The organism is Hymenobacter crusticola (assembly GCF_002154225.1).
In the GTDB taxonomy this organism is placed as follows: domain Bacteria; phylum Bacteroidota; class Bacteroidia; order Cytophagales; family Hymenobacteraceae; genus Hymenobacter; species Hymenobacter crusticola.
This window is the reverse complement of the sequence record NZ_MTSE01000001.1, coordinates 451,405-469,005: the sequence shown is the minus strand read 5'-3', so window position 1 is coordinate 469,005 and position 17,601 is coordinate 451,405. Positions and strand designations below refer to the sequence as shown.

The window sequence follows — 17,601 nt, the reverse complement described above, 5'->3', positions numbered from 1 at the left end:
CCTCTTTGTTTCGGTGCCTACTTTTGTAACGCCTTAATCAACAGATTAATGCAGTATAAAAGTTAAGGCTAGCTATGCCGCCCGAGGAAAACGCTGACATACTGGAAAGCCGGCTGGCAACGCTGCAACAAGCTGATGAAGAGGCATTCATGGAGCTGTTGTTTCGCTCGTTCTACCAGCCGCTGGGCAACGTTATCTACCGGGTAGTGCAAGACCGCACCGTTGCCGAAGACTTGGTGCAGGACCTCTTCCTGAAGGTCTGGAACAACCGCGGCACGCTCGTCATCACGACTACGTACAAAGCGTACCTCTACCGCGCCGCCATGAACACGGCCTTGCACCACCTGCAAAAGCACAAGCGGCAGGTGGCCTGGGATGATGCGCGCGTACCCGAACCTAGCCGCAACGCCACCGCCGAATACCTCGATGGCGAGGAAGCCGAACTGGCCGTGGCGGGGGCACTGGAAGCTTTGCCGCCGCAGTGCCGGGCCGTGTTTGTGATGAGCCGGGAAGAAGGGATGAGCTACCGTCAGATTGCCGAAGCCCTGAACGTGGCGCCCAAGACCGTCGAGAACCAGATGGGCAAGGCACTACGGCTGCTACGGGAGCAGCTAAGTGGCTTCCTGTCAGGCATGAGCATGTGTGTGGCGATGGTGTTTGAAAATATTTTTTGAAGGGACGTGGGGGTAGGAGCTAGGTTTTGGGTCCTAGGATCAAATCAGCTTTTCTAACCTAATCACCTTTCCAAGCAATGAAAAAAGTACTGCTCTCTATGCTGCTCCCCATGTTGTTCCTCTCGGCCTGCGACAACGATCTTGTATCACCTAGCGTGCGCGGCGTCGGGCCAACGGAATCGGAAACCCGCACCCTGAATAGCTTCAGCAAGGTTGAGTTGAAGATTAATGCGGAGGTCGTGCTGACCCAAGGCCCCACGCAGGAGGTACGCATCGAAGCCCAGCGCAACATCCTCGACGTGCTGGAAACAGAGCTTTCCGGCGACAAACTCGAAATCGAATATGGGCACTATAATGTGAGAAGCCACGACCCGGTGAAGGTGTACATCACAGTGCCCTCGCTCTCCGAAGTAGAAGTAGCCGGCTCCGGCAAAATCCGAAGTGCCGGGCCTTGGACGGCGAGCAGCTTCCGCACCCATGTGTCCGGCTCAGGCGAGATTATCATGAGCTTCGCGAAGGTGGATGGCCTGCGGACGAACGTATCGGGTTCGGGTGAGGTGCGCTTGAGCGGGGTGGCACAGAGCCACAACACGACTATCAGCGGCTCGGGCAAAATTTACGCCTATGAGCTTGCTAGCCAAGATACTTACGCCTCTATCAGTGGCTCGGGCAAAACCTATGTAGCTGCCGCCCGCACCCTGGAAGTGGACCTGAGCGGCAGCGGTTCGGTGTACTACCGCGGCAATCCGAAAGTCAGTTCCCGCATTTCCGGCTCGGGCAAAGTGCTGGCCGAAGACTAAACTCGTAGCGCGGACTTTGTAGTTCGCGCCATGAACGACCTAGGCGCGGAATACAGAGTCCGCGCTACTACCTCTGCTTCTCTCTACTATGGCCGATTTCTTACCCGAATCCGATGTTCCGTGGGAGCTGCTAGCCAAGCACTTGGCTGGCGAAGCTTCTGCGTCGGAACAGCAGCAGTTGCACCAATGGCTGGCCGCCGAGCCCAGCCGGTTGCAGCTGCTCACCGACGCCACACGGACCTGGGAACGGGGTGGGAGTGCCGCCAAGGTATTTACGGAAGCCGATGTAGAGCCAGCTTGGCAACGCTTCCGCGCTACGGCCGGCCTAGCGCCGGCGTCGCAACCAATCGAAGCTAGCCCGGCGCGGGTTGTACCGATGTGGTCGACGCCAGCCGGAATCATGCGCATGGCGGCGGCACTTGCCTTGCTCGTTGGCGCGTGGGGACTGGTGCGGACGTGGCTGCCCAAGAAGCTAGGTAATCAAGAAATTACCGTGGCTGCCGGACCCAAGATTCAGCTCACCACCTTGCCTGACGGCAGCCGCGTGTGGGTCAACCGCAACTCCACGCTCACCTACGGCGCCGACTTCAACGGCGAGGCCCGCGAGGTGCGTTTGCGAGGCGAGGCATTTTTTGAGGTGAGGAAAGACCACGGCCGGCCCTTCACGGTACTTGCCAACGATACCCGCACCCGCGTGCTCGGCACCTCCTTCAACGTGCGCGCTTACCCCAGCGAAGATTCGGTGGAGGTGGCCGTCGTAACGGGCCGCGTCTCTTTTCAACCTAGCTCCCGCGCAAAACCAACCGCCAACGATTCGTTGCTGCTGCCGGGGCGGCGCGGCGTTATTTACAAGAAAGCGCCGCTTGTAGCCGTGCAACACTCCATCACCGATGCCAACTTTCGAGCATGGCAGCGTCAGGAGTTAGTATTTGATAATCAATCCCTCAGCGAGGTAGCGCACGATTTGACGCGCTACTACGGCGCACCCGTCAAGCTGGCCCGGCCAGCGCTGGGCGAGTGCCGCTTCACAGGCTCTTTCCGGGAAATGACCTTGCCACAGGCGCTGCACATCGTCAGCCTTTCGGCAGGCCTTACCGTGGCGCAGTCTGCCGACGGCTACGTGCTCGATGGCGCGGGCTGCCGCTAGCCTTTCTCCCTTCTATTCAGTCTTTCGTTATGATAAACACTGCGCAAAACCGCGTATGCCTGGTTCTGGCTGCGCTGTTGTTAAGCATACAACAACCCCTCGTCGCGCAAACAAAACCTAGCCCTGTGCTTGAGCGCAACGTGTCGGTAGATTTTCAGAAAGTACCGCTCGAATCGGCGTTGCGCACCTTGCGCCAGCGCTACGGGGTCAATCTTTCCTACAGCAACACTGCCCTAAACTTGCGCCAACCCGTGACGTTGCGCTTGCAAAATCAGCCGCTCCGCACCGTACTCGATAACCTGCTGCGCGATACCAACGTCGGCTACCAACTGGTGGGCAACCAAGTAGTGCTGCACCCGGCACCTACGAAGCCAACCACCATAACCGCTTCGGCTGCTGGTACAACAGCTAGCACGGCCCCGCCCACACGCACCACAGAACCTAGGTTAGGGACAGAAGAGCCGACGGCAGCAAGCAAGCCTGCGTCGCAAACGCCGTCGGCTAAATCGGCAACCGTGCCCGGTAAGGAGGCGAGCAAGCCCGCGCCGCGTAAGCCAACTAGCGCTACAACCGCGCCGAGTGCCAGCAAGAGCACGGCGAGCAACAACTTACCAAGCCGTACAAGCACGCCAAAAAGCGGTGCTACAGAGCCTAGCTCGTCAGACGGCAACGGTGTAACGGCCTCCACGGCGCCAGCTACCGCCGTCCTGAATCAGCCGGCGGCTCCCGACTCAAGTGCTCAGCTCGTCAGCACGCCCGAGGAAAAAACCGATTCCGAGGAAGCAAACCGCGCAACTATCACCAAGCCCGTGCAGGTATCCTTTTTCTGGCCTTTAGGCTCGAACGGGTTCAGTAGCGGCCGTGCCGTTAACAAACTTTCCCTCAATGTATTAGCAGGGTATCAGGCGGGGGTAGACGGCTTTGAGGCAGCTAGCCTACTCAACGTAGACCGCTACGACGTAAAAGGAGCGCAGGTAGCGGGTGTTGGCAACGTTGTCGGGAAGCAACTTACAGGCTTTCAAGGGGCCGGGGTAATGAACGTGCTAGGGGGCGAAGCAAATGGCTGGCAGGCCGCTGGCGTGCTCAACCTCGCTAAGCGCGCCGTGCACGGTGGGCAAGCAGCCGGCGTGTTCAATGCCACGTTAGGGGAAGTACGCGGGGTGCAGGCTGCCGGCGTATTCAACGTAGCGCGCTCGGTGCATGGGGTGCAGCTAGCTGGTGTAGTGAATATTGCTGACTCAGTGGACGGTATTAGCATTGCGCCTTTCAACCTCGTGCGGCACGGCTACCACCGGCTGGAAATTACCAACTCCGAAACCTGGCCGGTGAGTGCTAGCCTGAAGCTAGGTGGCTCGTCGGCGTTCTACACGTTCGTCACCGGCGCTTACGATGACTTCGGCAACGGCCCGCGGCGATGGGCGCTCGGCTACGGGATAGGTACCGAAGCCTGGTCACGCAAGCGGCTGAGCCTTGCCTTAGACGCCGTAGCGATGCACGTAAACGAGGAACAGCGCGGCTGGACCGACGAGCTGAACCTGCACAATCAGGTGCGGTTGCTGCTAGGGTTTGCGCCCTTCAAAGCAGGCGGTCGACTGCGCATTGTGGCCGGGCCCACGGCGAGCGTGCTGGTTACACAGCGCTACGACAGCGGCGAGCAGAAGATTTATTCCAACCTCACCAAAGGCCACAAGCTCTGGCTAAACGAAGGCTCCGCCAGAACGCGGGTATTCGGCTGGTTTGGCTACAGCGCTGGCATCCGGTTCTAACTAGGTTTTGCATGGTGTAGAGACGCGACACTTCGCGTCTCCTCGCGTTGCTGAGGTTGTTTGTCTAGGTTGTGCTAGGTCAGTCGTTCAACGAGGAGACGCGAAGTGTCGCGTCTCTACACCTAGGGCAACACGATTGAAGGGTGCAACCTAGCCGCCAATCGTCGACATCGATTCGAAGCTGAGCTGGTGCAGAGGGCGCTGTTGCTCGGCTTCGAAGCCGTTGGCAGCGCGGAAACGGAAGGCATTGGCAAGCGCCTCTTGCACTTCTAGGTCGGAAGCGCCGCCGCGGAGCAGGGCGCGCACGTCGAGGACGCCTTGGTCGTAGAGGCAGGTCTTGAGGCCGCCTTCAGCGGTGAGGCGGATGCGGTTGCAAGTACCGCAGAAGGTACGGGAATAAGCCGCAATGATGCCCACCCGACCTAGGTGGCCGGGGATGGTATAGTCGGTGGCGGTGGCGCCGGGCTTGGAAGCCACAGGCGTCAGGCCAGGGAAATTTTCGGCAAGGTGCTCTCGAATACGGCGGTGGTCCCAAGGTATGCCGATGGCGGCATGGCTGCCACCGTTGAAGGGCATTTCCTCGATAAAGCGCACATCGACGGGCAACTCGCGGGTGAGTTCGGCCAGCGGCACTAGGTCCTGGGTGTTCTGCCCGTCCATTACCACGGCGTTGATTTTTACCTGAATACCGGCGGCTAGGAGGGCATAAAACGTGTCTAGCACCCGCGGCAGTTCGTCGCGGCGGGTGATGCGGTGGAAGCGGGTGCGGTCAAGCGTATCGAGGCTCAGGTTCACGGCTTTCACCCCGATACGGGCTAGCTCGGGTACGTGCGGCGCCGTGAGAACCCCGTTGGTAGTCAAGCTAATATCTTCGATGCCGGGGATTTCACTCAAGCGGCCGATAAAGGGCACCAAGTCGCGGCGCACGAACGGTTCGCCGCCGGTCAGGCGTGCTTTGCGCACGCCTAGGCCAGCTAGAACGCGCACGGTGCGCTCCATTTCCTCGTAGCTTAATAGCTCGTTCTTAGGTAGATACTCGATGCCCTCAGCCGGCATACAGTAAAAGCAGCGCAAGTTGCAGCGGTCCGTGACGGCCAGGCGCACGTATTCGAGCGGACGACCATGGTTGTCAAATAAAACGGACGGTGTAGCGAAAGCCATAGAGAGCAACAAAAAGCGACCAGTGTGGCGTTGGAAGCGCTACACAAACGAGGGGAATACCCGTAAGGACGAATTCTAAACAAAAAACGTTTAGCTACGCTTTGCAGTTTCTTGCTGCACCGCGTATACGCAACGTTACTGGCTATAAACAAATGAAATTAAAAATTGCCCTTTTCGGCATCACAAAAGAAATCGTCGGCCAGCCGGAGCTAGAGCTAGATGCGCCTACCGAGCAGTCGGTAGCTGGCCTAATGGATCAACTCCGCGAAAAGTATCCGGCTCTGCGTGAGTTGACTAGCTTTGCCGTGGCCGTAAACAGCGACTACGCTGCCGACGACTATCAACTGCACGAGCGCGACGAAATTGCGCTCATCCCACCCGTAAGCGGAGGCTAGGTTGTAGCGCGAAGGAAGACTTCGTGCAGCGTTGCATAACGGTGCCTAGGTCTTCCGTTCAGCGATAAATGTTCAACGACACGTGAAGCTAGCGTTTCACGTTACACATTGCAGCTAATCAAATGCACATAGAACTTACCGGCGAACCTATTGACGTAGCCGCCGTGCTGGCCATGGTAGAAGATGATGGCGCCGGCGCCGTGAATGCCTTCGTGGGCACCGTCCGCAACCAATCGACGGGCAAACGGGTGGTGCGCCTGCACTACGAAGCCTACGATGCCATGGCCGTCGGGCAGATGCGCCGCGTGGCTGAAGAAGCCCAGGAGAAGTGGCCCATGCTGCAAAAAGTAGCCGTGGTGCACCGCAAAGGCACCCTCGAAATTGGCGACGTAGCCGTGGCTATTGCCGTATCCACGCCCCACCGCGCCGAGTCGTTCGCCGCCTGCCAGTACATCATCGACACCATCAAGAAGGTGGTACCCATCTGGAAGAAAGAGGAATACGAAGACGGCGCCGTGTGGGTAGCCGCCCACCCGTAGCGTGGACTTTGTAGCCCGCGCTACGGGTGCCTGGATGCTGAAACCTAGCTAGCTTCTATTAGCTGCACGGCCTTTTCCAGCACTTCATCCCGACCTTCTTTAATACCTCGAATAGTAGGCTTTACTTCCACATCGGGCACAATGCCCACACGCTGGGTTTCGCGCCCATCGGGGTAGTACACACCTAGGCCCGTAATCATGGTGGGGATGTTGCCTGGCAAGATAATCTGTGACACGTTGCCGTCGGCGCCGGCTGTGGTGCTGCCTACCACGGTGGCGTTAGGCGCTGTGCGGAGCGCCATCGTGGTGTATTCAGCCTGGCTTTGGGTCAACTCATTCACCAAGATGACCACCTTGCCTTGGTAGAGCTTGTCCTTACCCGGCCGGACGTACAGCGGACCCAAATTCGTGAACACGCCCGGATACATTGTTGCGGGCTGGCTGAACTTGACGAAAGGAGCCGGCCTTTTTAGCAAGTATTGCGACAGGGCAAACACCACAAATTCAGCGGGGTAGTTGCGAATATCAATTACCAAGCCTTTGGTGTTTTTGGCGGCTTCCATGATGGTTGGCAACTTTTCGAGCTTGATGGTACCCAAGGACAGGTAGCCAACATTGTTGGGCAATAAGCGCCAAGGGTCAAGTAAGGGGCTAGGGGTACCGGTGTTTAGCGCCAAGTTCAGCTTATTGGCCGGGTAACGCGTGACTTGCAAGGGGAGGGTTTGCCCGTTGCGGTTTACTTGGAGCTGTACTTGCTCGGTGTTGCCGCGCAGCAGCAGGTTAGCAATTTTGCGCAGTTGAGTGGGTTCGTTTGAGGCCGGAGAAATAGGCTGGAGTTGCTTCACCAACGCGGGTACCGCTACCCCCTCAACCTTTTCAATGATGTCACCCTTTTGTAAGCCCGATGCTTGCCCTAGGTTATCGTCATAAAAATCAGTCACGACGGCTTTATTCTCGACGAAACGAACCCGAGCAGGGGCGTAGAACCGGCCTTTGTAGTCGGCTAGCACTTTATCCTGGTAGATGTCGGCGTGCGTATCGTTGAGGCGCGCAATCAGGGTGAGCAGCGCTAGGTGGTACTGCTCATTTGTGTTGGCCGCCGCCAGTTTTGGGACGAATTCGGGTAAGACGCGCTGCCAATCTTCCCCAATGGCGTAGCGGTAGGGGAAGAAGTATTGAATCATATTCCAATATCGATAGAGGGCCAGCAAACGCAAACCAGCATCAGGCGTATCGGTAATATCGTAGGGTGCCTCGTGCTCGAAGATAGGGTTGCCTATCTGCGGCGCGGCACTCACGTAGTAATGCGTCCCTTGGTTGCGGTTTTGGCGCAAGTACGTTAGCTGCGTACGGAGCGCTTCGCCGAGTTGCTTTTGGTCGTTGAGCCAAGCTAGGTCCGCCTGCAAGCGCACGGTGCTGGCTGGTAACTCTTTACAAGTCTTACAAGCCGGCACCGCCCCAAATTTGGTAACCCAAGTGCTCAGGAGCTGACTGCGGGTTTTCTCATTAGGAGCGGCCAACACCGAAGGCAGCACCCGAAACAGCTCCGCATCCATGTTGTAGTTGCCAGCCGCCACGGCTGGATGGTAGTATTTCACGAAGCCCCACACCCGACCCAGCACCGCTAGATTCTCAATCTGCTGCTTGTTGAGTTTTTCTGGTATCATTATTCCCGAGTGCCGTTGGAAGGCTGTATCCTGGGCAGCCGCATAGTGCGCCGTCATTTCGGGTGCTTGGTTGGGCGCGGCAGGTTGGGCCAAGGCGGCACTAATGGCGAGTTGCAGCGGCAGCCACAGCGTAATTTTTAACATGGAAGAATAGAATAGGGCGTGTAAAGGATAGAGGCAGAAAGATAAACGAAAGTGGCATTCAGCTAGTGATTTATAACGAAAAAGCGTCAACCTCCACCGCCTGTTGTGCGGTAGCGGTTGACGCTTTTTCGTTGGGGTAAAGCTTCGACGTAAGGAGCGAACCAGCGACGCTAGGCCTTTAACTCCCGTTCTGCCGCTTCGCGCTCCTGCGGCGTGTTCACATTGCGCAGCTCTTCCGGCTTCTGTGGGGTTAGTAGCTCAATATCGGAGTTGATGAGCGCCTTGCGGGGGCAGGAGTACCCTAGGCTCAGGAAACGCAGGAGCACGCCGTAGCTACGCGGTTCCCAGATGCTGGTGAGTGGCTCCGGAAACTCGTTCTCCGGGCTCTGAAACGCCGTGGCAACTTTGCCTGGGTTCCGGTGCTCGGCCAAATACTGTAAAGTCGCCGCGGATAAAAAGGGCAGGTCGCACGGCACCACGAGCCACGCCGAGTTCGGATCGAGCTGAAAGGCCGAGAGAATACCGCCCACGGGCCCTAGGCCCAGGAACCGATCAGGAAGTGGCGTCAGGCCCTCGGGTAGTTCTGTAGCTTGATCGGGGCGACACGACACCAGCACATCGGTGCACACTTCCGCCAACAGCTGCGCAGCATATTGGCGCTGCTCCAGGCCGTGGTAGTTCAGGCGACCTTTATCGGTCTGCATGCGTTGGCTCATGCCGCCGGCTAGCACCAATCCTCGCAGCGGCGGGCGGCTTTCCCTCCACCATTGTTGCACGAAGGCGGCAATAGCAGCTGTATCGGCTAGAGCTAGCACCGGTAGCTGATCTATCTGCGGCAAGTGCGTGCGCAGGTACTCTGGTATTTCCGTGATGCCCTCGGGTAGTAGAACAGCGCGTACGTCCGTCAGGCGGTCGAGCTTGCGGTCGAGGGGCTTGGCCGGGTCGAGAATGATGATTTGCTGTTTCGCGCGAAAGTGATTGCCGTTCACCAACACGATGCTTTGGTTGGCGAGCAACTCCTTCTGCGTGAAAGGATCAAGCGTAAGGTGCTGATCTACGCGGCGAAAGGTGATTTTATCGGTTAGCTCGGCCGCAGCGCCGGCTAGCATAATCGGGCTAGCGCCGCCTGCGGCCGCGTCGTCGCCGGCGGCATGGTCGGCATCCACGTAGGCCACGCTAAGCGCGGGAGCTAGGTGCGGCAGCAAGCGCGCCACCAGCTCTTTGATCTTGCCGCAGGGCGCCCCCAGAATAGCTAGCTCGTGACGGCCAAACTCCCCAAGGTGAGGACGCGCAATTTGGGCGTGCTTGGTGTGCTTCGTGACACCGGCGGTGATGTTAGTCGACATGGTGAAAATCTTGTTTGCCGCCCGTTTTGTCGAGCAAGCGAGTTTCAGCAATAACAATGTCGTGCGAAAGCGCCTTGCACATATCATACACGGTAAGCGCCGCGACAGAAGCACCGGTAAGCGCTTCCATCTCCACGCCGGTCTTGCTGGTCACGGTGGCCGTGCACTCGATGATAACCGAATCGGGCGCGGCTACCTCGATGCGCACTTGGCAGTCGTCGAGGCCGATGGGGTGGCAGAGGGGAATGAGGTCAGCGGTTTTTTTGGCGGCCATCACCCCGGCAATGATGGCTGTTTGAAACACCGGGCCTTTACGCGTGGGCAAATCGCCGGCTTGCACCAGTTGAATAATCTCAGCACCTAGGATAACCCGGCTGCGGGCCCGGGCCACGCGCCGCGTCACGGCTTTGGCGCCCACATCAACCATTGAAGGCTGGCCGGCGTCGTTCAGGTGCGTTAGTTTGGGAGAATCAGACATGAAAAATGGAGTAGAATGTAGCGCAACGTTGGTACTTCGCGTATCGTTGCGGGAGGTGAAGGTGCTGCCTGAAGCTAGGTCGATGAGTAAACAGCGTAGACCCCAGATCGTCTAGCCCGCTTCAGCAGTAAAATCATTGATTATACAACGATACGCGAAGCACCGGCTTTGCGCTACACATTTTCGCTTTATGCTCTCTGTCGAAGAAGCCACGCGCCGCGTGCTGGCCACGGTTCGCCCCCTGCCGCCCGAAACCGTACCGTTCACCGCCGCCCTAGGTCGTGTGCTGCGCCAAGATATTACCGCCGACCGCGACTTTCCTCCCTTCAACCGCGTGGCTATGGATGGTATTGCGCTAGCCTACAGCGCCGTAGCAAGTGGGCAAGTGCGCTTCGTGATAGAGAAAACACAGTTTGCCGGCCAGCCCCCCGCGCCGCTCACCGACCCTAGCGCCGCCATCGAAATCATGACCGGGGCTGCCCTGCCGCCCGGCACCGACGCCGTGGTGCGCTACGAGGATATTCTGATCGAAGAAGATGAAGCGGGCCGTCGCACCGCCACCTTGCAAGTGCCGCCGTTGGCTGTCGGCCACAATGTACACCGCCAAGCTTCCGACCGCCAGCAGGGCGACCTGCTGCTGCCCGCGGGCACCTTGCTAGGCTCGGCCGAAATAGCCGTGGCAGCCACCGTCGGCGCCACCAATTTGCTGGTAGCTAGGCACCCCAAAGTAGCCGTGGTAAGCACCGGCGACGAACTAATAGATATCGGCGAGCAGCCCTTGGCCCACCAGATACGGCGCTCCAACTCCTATATGCTGGCGGCTGCCGTGCAGCAGGCAGGCGGCACCGCCGAAGTCTTCCACTTCAACGACGACCCCGAGGCCCTGCGCAATGGCCTACCTAGCTTGTTGCGCGACTACGACGCGGTGTTGCTCAGCGGAGGCGTATCGAAAGGGAAGGCCGACTTTCTGCCCACGTCGTTGCAAGAAGTTGGCGTTGAGCAATTATTCCATGAGGTGCAGCAGCGGCCGGGCAAGCCCTTCTGGTTTGGGCAGCACCCAAACGGTGCCGTCGTGTTTGCACTGCCTGGCAACCCGGTTTCTACGTTCGTCAATTACTACCGCTATGCTCAGCCGTGGCTTCGAGCTATCCAACTACCCGCCCCTGCTACCGAGCCCACAGCATACGCCGTGCTAGCTACTGATTTTACGTTCCGGCCCCGTATCACGCATTTTTTGCTTGTCAGCCTCGAATCAACTTCAGACGGCCGGGTACTGGCGCACCCGGAACGAGCCCACGGCTCCGGCGACTTAGCTAGCCTACTGCCGAGTGATGGATTTTTGGAGCTGCCCCCCGAGCTAGACTTTTTTCCGGCCGGCACGGTGTTGCCTGCTTGGCGTTTTCGATAGCCATCCGGTCGGACGCCCTAGGCGTCCGACCGGGTGCCAACAGCGCAAGCGTCGTGCGGTTGTTGCAACCCTTACAGGGGGCTTCAAGCCCTGTCAGGGTTTTGGAAGAACGTGCACCTAGCTTTTGTATATTTTGGCAGCCGATAACCGATCGGATGCCTAGGGCGTTGGACCGGCAGGCATTCGTAGCCTAGCCTTTGAACTCGAATCCGCAGTGAAAGCAATGGTAATGCTCCCCACGCAAAGACCAGCTAATCAAGGCAAACACGCGCATCGGAACGTTGGCTGAAGGGTCGAGCACTGGCTCAGTTGAGATGTCGTGAGAACCGCACCGGGGGCAAATGCGCGTCGTGGCTTCGTCTTCAATGGGATTCACACGCATCGGCACCACCTGGTCGAGCAGTACTTTTTGAGCGGCGGCTAGGTCTTGCAGCCGCACGTGCAAGCGCACCCCGCCGGCAATCGGGCCATACGGGCGGTTTTCGTTACTCAAAAAGCACGGAATATTCTCGGCGTCGAGGCGGCTCTTGGCTACGTGCGCTGCAATGTAATTCGGAAAAGATTCGAGCAGCACAATGCGCTCGGCGGCAGAGTCAGCAGACATGGAGGCGTTTTCAACGAAAACAAAAGAGCACCCGGCTCAGTGCCAAGTGCTCTTCGAAGGTACAACCCAAATAGGGTGATTTGTTCTGAATCAATTACTTAAACAGCGCCAGGGCTTTTATAAAAGTTTGTGATACCCCCCAAGCCAGCGGGATGCCGACGAAAAGCCAAGCAAGAACAACCGAGCCGCCCGTAGCGGGCTCGTTGGGGGCGGGGGTAGAAGAAGTGGGTTGAGGACTCATGATTGCCAGAAGATTAAAGAAAACAAAAGCCGCGACCTAGTGGCCGCCAGCTTCAATCGTAACGGGGCCTTTTTCGTAGTAGCGGTCGGCTACGGGCCGCACCAACAAGTCGGCTAGGAGCCCAACGGCAAGTAGTCCGGCCATGGTGTAAAACACGTTTTGGTACGCGGCCGCACCCGTTAGGCCTTTCTGTACGGCGCTTTCGTGCAGGTTATGCACGATCAGCGGACCTAGTACACCAGCCGTGCTCCAAGCCGTGAGCAGACGGCCGTGAATAGCGCCCACTTGGTATTTGCCGAATAAGTCGGAGAGGTAAGCTGGTGCCGTTGCAAAGCCACCGCCATACATACTGATAATTACGCAGGCAACTACCACATACAGCGTAAGTTGTAGGTTATGGCCTAGCGTCGGGATGAGCGCATACAGCAGGATGCCGAGTCCAAAGTAAATAGCATACGCCACCTTGCGCCCTAGCTTATCCGAAGCCGACGACCAGAAGAAGCGCCCTAGCAGGTTGAACAAACTCAACAAGCCCACAAAACCAGCTGCTGCCGCTGCCGTCACGCCCCGGCCACTGCCCATAAATTTATCGGAGAAGGTTTCTTGGATAAGAGGGGAAGCGGTTTCTAGTACACCAATGCCGGCCGTAACGTTGGTAAGCAGCACCACCCACAAAAGCCAAAACTGCGGCGTCTTGATGGCGTTGTCGGCCGACACGTTACCGGTAGTAATGAGGGCGTTGTGCTCCGTGCTAGGTACATAGCCTTTGGGCGCCCAGTTGTCGGCTGGCACCCGAATCGTCCAGACGCCAAACTGCATGAACAGCAAGTAGATGATGCCCATCACGATAAACGTGGGCGTCACTCCTTGCGGAGCGGAGTCTTTAAAGTGGTTCATGAGCGCTACGGCTAGCGGCGAGCCAATCATGGCGCCACCCCCAAAACCCATGATGGCCATGCCCGTCGCTACCCCCTTGCGGTCCGGGAACCACTTGATCAGGGTGCTCACCGGCGAGATGTAGCCAATACCTAGCCCTATCCCACCCACGAAACCGTAGCCAAAGTAGAGGAGTGCTAGGCTGTGCAGATGCACTCCCAGTGAGCCAATTAAAAAGCCGCCTCCAAAGCACAAGGAAGCCGCCATCATAGCCTTGCGCGGCCCAACGCGTTCCAGCCATTTGCCAAAAACAGCGGCCGATAAGCCTAGCAGCACAATGGCAATAGAGAACGTCCAGCCAATTTGTCCCGGCGTCCAGTCCGTCGGTGCGGGGGCATTCGGGTCACCACTGATGAGCGAGCCTAAGGGCTTGTTGAATACACTAAAGGCATACGCTTGGCCGATAGCTAGGTGAATAGCGAGGGCCGCTGGTGGAACGAGCCAACGGTTATAGCCTGGTCCGGCAATGGTGCGGCTGCGGTCCAGGAAAGACGTACTGGCAGGGCTCGTGTCCAGTAGAGAGGTGGTTGCCATGAGGGAAAATGAGGGTGGAGGTGGAAATACGTGTGCCGCCCGTCAATGAAGGATCAGAGACAAGAAATTAGACAAAAACGGTATACGTGTATTTTGGCTAAACAGCTGTCCTCGTCGGAGCTAAGCGAACGTTACTGTTCCGCTGCTTTTTTGGATAGCCAACCTCTTATTCCTCTTTGGCGAGTACGTCGCAAAAACTCTTCTACGCCCTTAGTAAGCTGCTCCGCTACCTGTTGCTGAAACTGCGGATCGATCAGCCGTTTTTCGTCTTCTGCGTTGGAGATGAAAGCCGTTTCGACTAGTGCATTTGGATATTCCGTAGGCCCGTTCAGACCGAAGTTAAAGCTGCCGACGTTACCGAAGCCTTTCAAACCCGTTCGGCGCATGGCCTCATACAGTGCCACGGACAGCGGCCGAAAAGCTAGGTAGCGGTAGTAGGTACTGGTGCCTTGCACGCTCGGGCTGCCCGTCGAGTTGACGTGAATACTGACCAGCAAATCTGGATTAAGCTGGCGCAAACGCAACACCCGGTCGCCATTGTCGACGGTAGTTTCGGTTTCGCGCGTCATCACCACGTGGGCACCACGCTGGGTTAGCTCCTGGCGCAGGCGTTGGGCAATAGCTAGGGTAATATCTTTCTCGTGGGCCCCCGTGGCGCCGGTTGCCCCCACGTTGGTGCCGCCGTGTCCGGCATCAACGGCCACCGTGAGGCCGCGCAGGCGCAGCTTTTCGGGTGGGCGCTTTATCTTAATGGCCAGGGTATTACCTTTGTAGCCTATACGGTAACCCCATGCTTGCTCGTGCCGCAGCTGGAGCACCAGTCGGAATACATCAGGCGCTGTTTGTTCGTAGTGCACGTCACCGAGGGCTTGCAGGCCGTCGCGCTGGGTTATCCAATTGGTGTTGGAAGTTGCCCCGAACACGTCCACTACGAGGCGAGTGGGCTCGGTCAGGAGTTGAGAGCGGTACGGCAAACGCGCATCCAGCGGCACCTGCACATAGTCATACAAGGAGTCGCCGTACACGCTCCAGGAGCCAGTGAGCGAGCTAGGTATAAAGCCACCCGGCGGCAGCAGGCGGACAACCTCCTGGGGTACCCAAGCTGTTTGAGTTGCAGCTAGTTGCACCCGATAAAGATTGCCTACGCGCCCCGTGAGGTGCAAGACTACCAGCGAATCCAAATACCCTAGCTTAGCCCCGCCGAGTCGGTCTTCCCCCAAACCGTAATTCAGATACGCCAAGGTGCCTTTGGTAACGGCAAGTTGGGGCACATCAGGAGTCAGGAAACGAACTGTGTTGCGCGTTGTGGCTGTGTCGCGGGTACTGTCTGGCGCCATAACCTCCACCGTGATGGGGCGGCTGAGCAAGGTGTCGCCGGGCTGCACCACATAAGTGCCTTGGTATACGCCACGTTGTCCTTTGGCTTGCCGAGGGTCTAGTTCTAACAAAGGCTTGCCGCCGAAGAAAGTAGCTTGACAGCCCGGCTGGGCTTGCACGCGCACTTGCAGCCGGTCGCCGGGCTGAAGCCACTGGTCAGCGGCCGGCACCGTTTCTGCTCGTTGGATAAGCCTCTGGCTATAAGCGGTTGCCCCACAAAAGAGAAAGCCAATCAGCAGCCCTAGCTGACGCCAACGGCACGGATACATAGCTCCCATTATGTGGTGAGCTAGCGGCTGGCAGCTGGCTTGTCGCGAATGGCTTCGCGGATGTCTTTCACATCCCGGCCGTTCTCCAACGCCATGTACTCCGCTTGCAAGGCTTTCACGCGTAGGTCGTCGGAAGTCCGAACATCCAAGCGAATAGCCCGCCGCCGTTCGTTCAAGCGCTTAAAGATAACATCGGCGTAGTCCCAGTCGCGTTGCGTCCAAGCGCGGCGCTTAGCTCGCACCTGGCGCATAAACTGCGTGTACGCCGCTGAAACGTTGTCGGGCGTGACGGTACTCAGATCTGCGTAGGTACCTAGGAGTTCCTTGGTGAAGGTAGCTTCTGCCGCCGCGTTTAGGGGTTGCGCCTTGCGGATTCGCGCCGCCGAATCGTATTGCATCGTCCGGCGGCCAGCTACGCGCAGCTTGGTGGCCGCTTTGTCAGCTAGGGTATCGAGTTTGCGAGCTTCCTGCCGCACAATTTCTTGCCGCTCACGCGGCGTGCTGTCGCAGGCAGCAACGAAGCAGGCCACTCCGGTGAGAAGTATCCCTGTCCGGAAGCGCGAAGAATATAATAACCATGATTTCATGGCTACTATATACGCGAAACTATTGGCTCAGGCTAACCTAGGCTATTGCTGTAGCTTAAACGTAAAAGGCATCATGTAGCGCACCGACACTGCTCGGCTACCTATGCGTGGCGCAATCCACTGATTTGGAATGGATTGGCAGGTACGCAGTGCTTCTTGGTCGCAGCCGCCCCCAACCGTCCGGATAACCTTATGGCCTGATGCGTGCCCTAGGGTGTCAATCACAAATGATACGAGCACCTTGCCTTGAATACCCGCTTGCTGCGCGGTTTCTGGGTATCTCATTTGGGCAATGTAGGTGCCGAGTACGCCGATACCGCCAATAAACAATGGGGGCTGGTCTACTTCGCTCATGCTCCATTCGCCCGGGCGCTTTTCTACTTCGTAAGGCACTGTTTCCACAGGCAGATAATACAGCAGCTTATTAGTGGTGTGGTCGTACTTCTGCACCACCATAGGCTCTTCCGTGTTACGGCTATAATTGTAGTACTCCCAAATTCCTACTTTTTTCCCTTTCTCCATCGTGCCCTTTTCAAATTCTGTTTTGTAGAGATGTTGTGCCTGGCTAGCCGCCGGGAGTAGCACGAAGCAAGAGAGAAACGCGAGTAAAGTTGATTTCATAGAACAGGCAACGGGTGGGGTCAGACGTAAGTAGGAATCAAAACAATAGCAAAATGCCGTGTATAATTATTAAGCTAATTTATATAATTATGTAACGTTTATGATTGGCAATAATTTATATAATTATATGATTTTAAAGTAGTTATGTAATTGAAGTAGATATACTTTTTTAAATCAATTTGAGAAATGTGCAAATAGCAAACCACTTTCTCAAACGATTGCACAGGGCTGCAATTTTCCTTGCCAAGCAGCTTGAAAATCTAGTTTGGGCAGCAGCGCCAAACTGCGGCAAGAAACCTATGTAATCAAAGCGGTTCCCGTTGCCAGATGAAGTCTGAAGAAGTAGCCTGCGCAGAAATAAAAAAGGCGAACGAATAGCAACCTAGCTATTCGTTCGCCTTGACAGGTAGCGTAGTGAGCAGCAAAAAAGCTAGCTCTCTAGCTCATCCTCTAAGTCGCGCAGTTGGTTGGCTAAGCCAGGCAAATGCGGGCATATCCGTGCTAACCGTTTGAGTACGTGCAGCGTGCCGCGATGGTCACCTAGCATCCGCAGCATGGTAGCCCAACCGGATAGGGCCCCAAAATGGCGCGGCTCTAAGCGCAGGGTTTCTGCTACGTCGAGCAGAGAAGCTCGATATTCGCCGCGTAGGTAGTAGGCAGTAGCGCGTTTGTTCCAGCCTTCGGAAAAGCTAGGTTGCGCTTCTATCAGGTAGCTAAACTCGTTGATGGCGTGGGTGTAATCGCCGGCGGACATGGCCCGGATGCCAGATTCCAGGTACTTATCTAGGAGTTGGTCGCCGGTGGTAAGCCACCGTTGCCAGATACCGTCCTGCAAAGCTTCTATTTCGGCTGGTGTCGTTGCGACGCGTAGTCGCGCAAACAACTCATCGAGTTCATTCGTCATTGA

18 protein-coding genes are annotated in these 17,601 nt (G+C 57.2%); 7 read left to right on the top strand and 11 right to left on the bottom strand.

The window, feature by feature from the left end:
- The first annotated feature begins 74 nt into the window (after window positions 1-74).
- From BXP70_RS01930 to BXP70_RS01915, 4 genes are all read left to right on the top strand, one after another.
- Window positions 75-674: an RNA polymerase sigma-70 factor gene (locus BXP70_RS01930; RefSeq protein ID WP_086592312.1), complete on the top strand. Its 600-nt coding sequence runs from the start codon at window positions 75-77 to the stop codon at window positions 672-674.
- A gap of 77 nt (window positions 675-751) precedes the next feature.
- A complete protein-coding gene (locus tag BXP70_RS01925) occupies window positions 752-1,474 on the top strand; it encodes a head GIN domain-containing protein (RefSeq protein ID WP_086592311.1) in 723 nt (240 codons plus the stop codon).
- 88 nt (window positions 1,475-1,562) lie between these two features.
- Complete coding sequence (locus BXP70_RS01920) at window positions 1,563-2,621, top strand: FecR family protein (RefSeq protein WP_086592310.1); 1,059 nt, start codon at window positions 1,563-1,565, stop codon at window positions 2,619-2,621.
- 29 nt (window positions 2,622-2,650) lie between these two features.
- Entirely contained in the window at window positions 2,651-4,387 is a 1,737-nt protein-coding gene (locus BXP70_RS01915; RefSeq protein ID WP_086592309.1) for a DUF4974 domain-containing protein, read from the top strand.
- Window positions 4,388-4,537: 150 nt separating this feature from the next.
- Here BXP70_RS01915 and moaA read toward each other — a convergent pair whose 3' ends face one another.
- Window positions 4,538-5,548 (bottom strand): GTP 3',8-cyclase MoaA, encoded by a 1,011-nt coding sequence (gene moaA / locus BXP70_RS01910; protein WP_086592308.1) that lies wholly within the window; start codon window positions 5,546-5,548, stop codon window positions 4,538-4,540.
- 152 nt (window positions 5,549-5,700) lie between these two features.
- Here moaA and moaD point away from each other — a divergent pair, with 152 nt between their 5' ends.
- On the top strand, window positions 5,701-5,943 hold the full coding sequence (gene moaD / locus BXP70_RS01905) for a molybdopterin converting factor subunit 1 (RefSeq protein ID WP_086592307.1): 243 nt from the start codon (window positions 5,701-5,703) through the stop codon (window positions 5,941-5,943).
- Between the two features lie 122 nt (window positions 5,944-6,065).
- Window positions 6,066-6,482 (top strand): molybdenum cofactor biosynthesis protein MoaE, encoded by a 417-nt coding sequence (locus BXP70_RS01900; RefSeq protein WP_086592306.1) that lies wholly within the window; start codon window positions 6,066-6,068, stop codon window positions 6,480-6,482.
- A gap of 44 nt (window positions 6,483-6,526) precedes the next feature.
- Here the strand turns inward: BXP70_RS01900 and BXP70_RS01895 are convergent, their stop codons facing one another.
- The 3 genes from BXP70_RS01895 to moaC form a co-directional block, all read right to left on the bottom strand.
- The gene (locus tag BXP70_RS01895) at window positions 6,527-8,293 is read right to left on the bottom strand and encodes a S41 family peptidase (protein WP_086592305.1); all 1,767 of its coding nucleotides are present in this window, start codon (window positions 8,291-8,293) and stop codon (window positions 6,527-6,529) included.
- Between the two features lie 170 nt (window positions 8,294-8,463).
- Window positions 8,464-9,639 (bottom strand): NTP transferase domain-containing protein, encoded by a 1,176-nt coding sequence (locus BXP70_RS01890; RefSeq protein WP_218779721.1) that lies wholly within the window; start codon window positions 9,637-9,639, stop codon window positions 8,464-8,466.
- Window positions 9,629-10,117: a cyclic pyranopterin monophosphate synthase MoaC gene (gene moaC, locus BXP70_RS01885; protein ID WP_086592304.1), complete on the bottom strand. Its 489-nt coding sequence runs from the start codon at window positions 10,115-10,117 to the stop codon at window positions 9,629-9,631. The genes BXP70_RS01890 and moaC overlap by 11 nt, the downstream gene beginning before the upstream one ends.
- A 190-nt stretch (window positions 10,118-10,307) precedes the next feature.
- On the opposite strand from moaC, the gene BXP70_RS01880 reads away from it, so the two are divergent.
- Complete coding sequence (locus BXP70_RS01880) at window positions 10,308-11,525, top strand: molybdopterin molybdotransferase MoeA (RefSeq protein ID WP_086592303.1); 1,218 nt, start codon at window positions 10,308-10,310, stop codon at window positions 11,523-11,525.
- 190 nt (window positions 11,526-11,715) lie between these two features.
- Here the strand turns inward: BXP70_RS01880 and BXP70_RS01875 are convergent, their stop codons facing one another.
- The 7 genes from BXP70_RS01875 to BXP70_RS01850 all read right to left on the bottom strand — a co-directional run bounded on the left by BXP70_RS01875 (window position 11,716) and on the right by BXP70_RS01850 (window position 17,598).
- Window positions 11,716-12,129 carry a putative signal transducing protein gene (locus BXP70_RS01875; RefSeq protein ID WP_086592302.1) on the bottom strand — a complete coding sequence of 138 codons (414 nt, stop codon included), beginning with the start codon at window positions 12,127-12,129 and terminating at the stop codon, window positions 11,716-11,718.
- Between the two features lie 94 nt (window positions 12,130-12,223).
- Window positions 12,224-12,370: an MFS transporter small subunit gene (locus tag BXP70_RS29820; protein WP_179197547.1), complete on the bottom strand. Its 147-nt coding sequence runs from the start codon at window positions 12,368-12,370 to the stop codon at window positions 12,224-12,226.
- A 36-nt stretch (window positions 12,371-12,406) separates the two neighbouring features.
- On the bottom strand, window positions 12,407-13,840 hold the full coding sequence (locus BXP70_RS01870; protein ID WP_179197546.1) for an OFA family MFS transporter: 1,434 nt from the start codon (window positions 13,838-13,840) through the stop codon (window positions 12,407-12,409).
- A 131-nt stretch (window positions 13,841-13,971) separates the two neighbouring features.
- On the bottom strand, window positions 13,972-15,495 hold the full coding sequence (locus BXP70_RS01865) for an N-acetylmuramoyl-L-alanine amidase (RefSeq protein WP_086592301.1): 1,524 nt from the start codon (window positions 15,493-15,495) through the stop codon (window positions 13,972-13,974).
- 11 nt (window positions 15,496-15,506) lie between these two features.
- The gene (locus BXP70_RS01860; protein WP_143436336.1) at window positions 15,507-16,073 is read right to left on the bottom strand and encodes a hypothetical protein; all 567 of its coding nucleotides are present in this window, start codon (window positions 16,071-16,073) and stop codon (window positions 15,507-15,509) included.
- A gap of 42 nt (window positions 16,074-16,115) precedes the next feature.
- Window positions 16,116-16,694 (bottom strand): energy transducer TonB, encoded by a 579-nt coding sequence (locus tag BXP70_RS01855; RefSeq protein ID WP_086592299.1) that lies wholly within the window; start codon window positions 16,692-16,694, stop codon window positions 16,116-16,118.
- Window positions 16,695-17,124: 430 nt separating this feature from the next.
- Window positions 17,125-17,598, bottom strand: coding sequence for a tetratricopeptide repeat protein (locus BXP70_RS01850; RefSeq protein WP_086592298.1), 474 nt, complete (start codon window positions 17,596-17,598; stop codon window positions 17,125-17,127).
- Window positions 17,599-17,601: the final 3 nt, after the last annotated feature.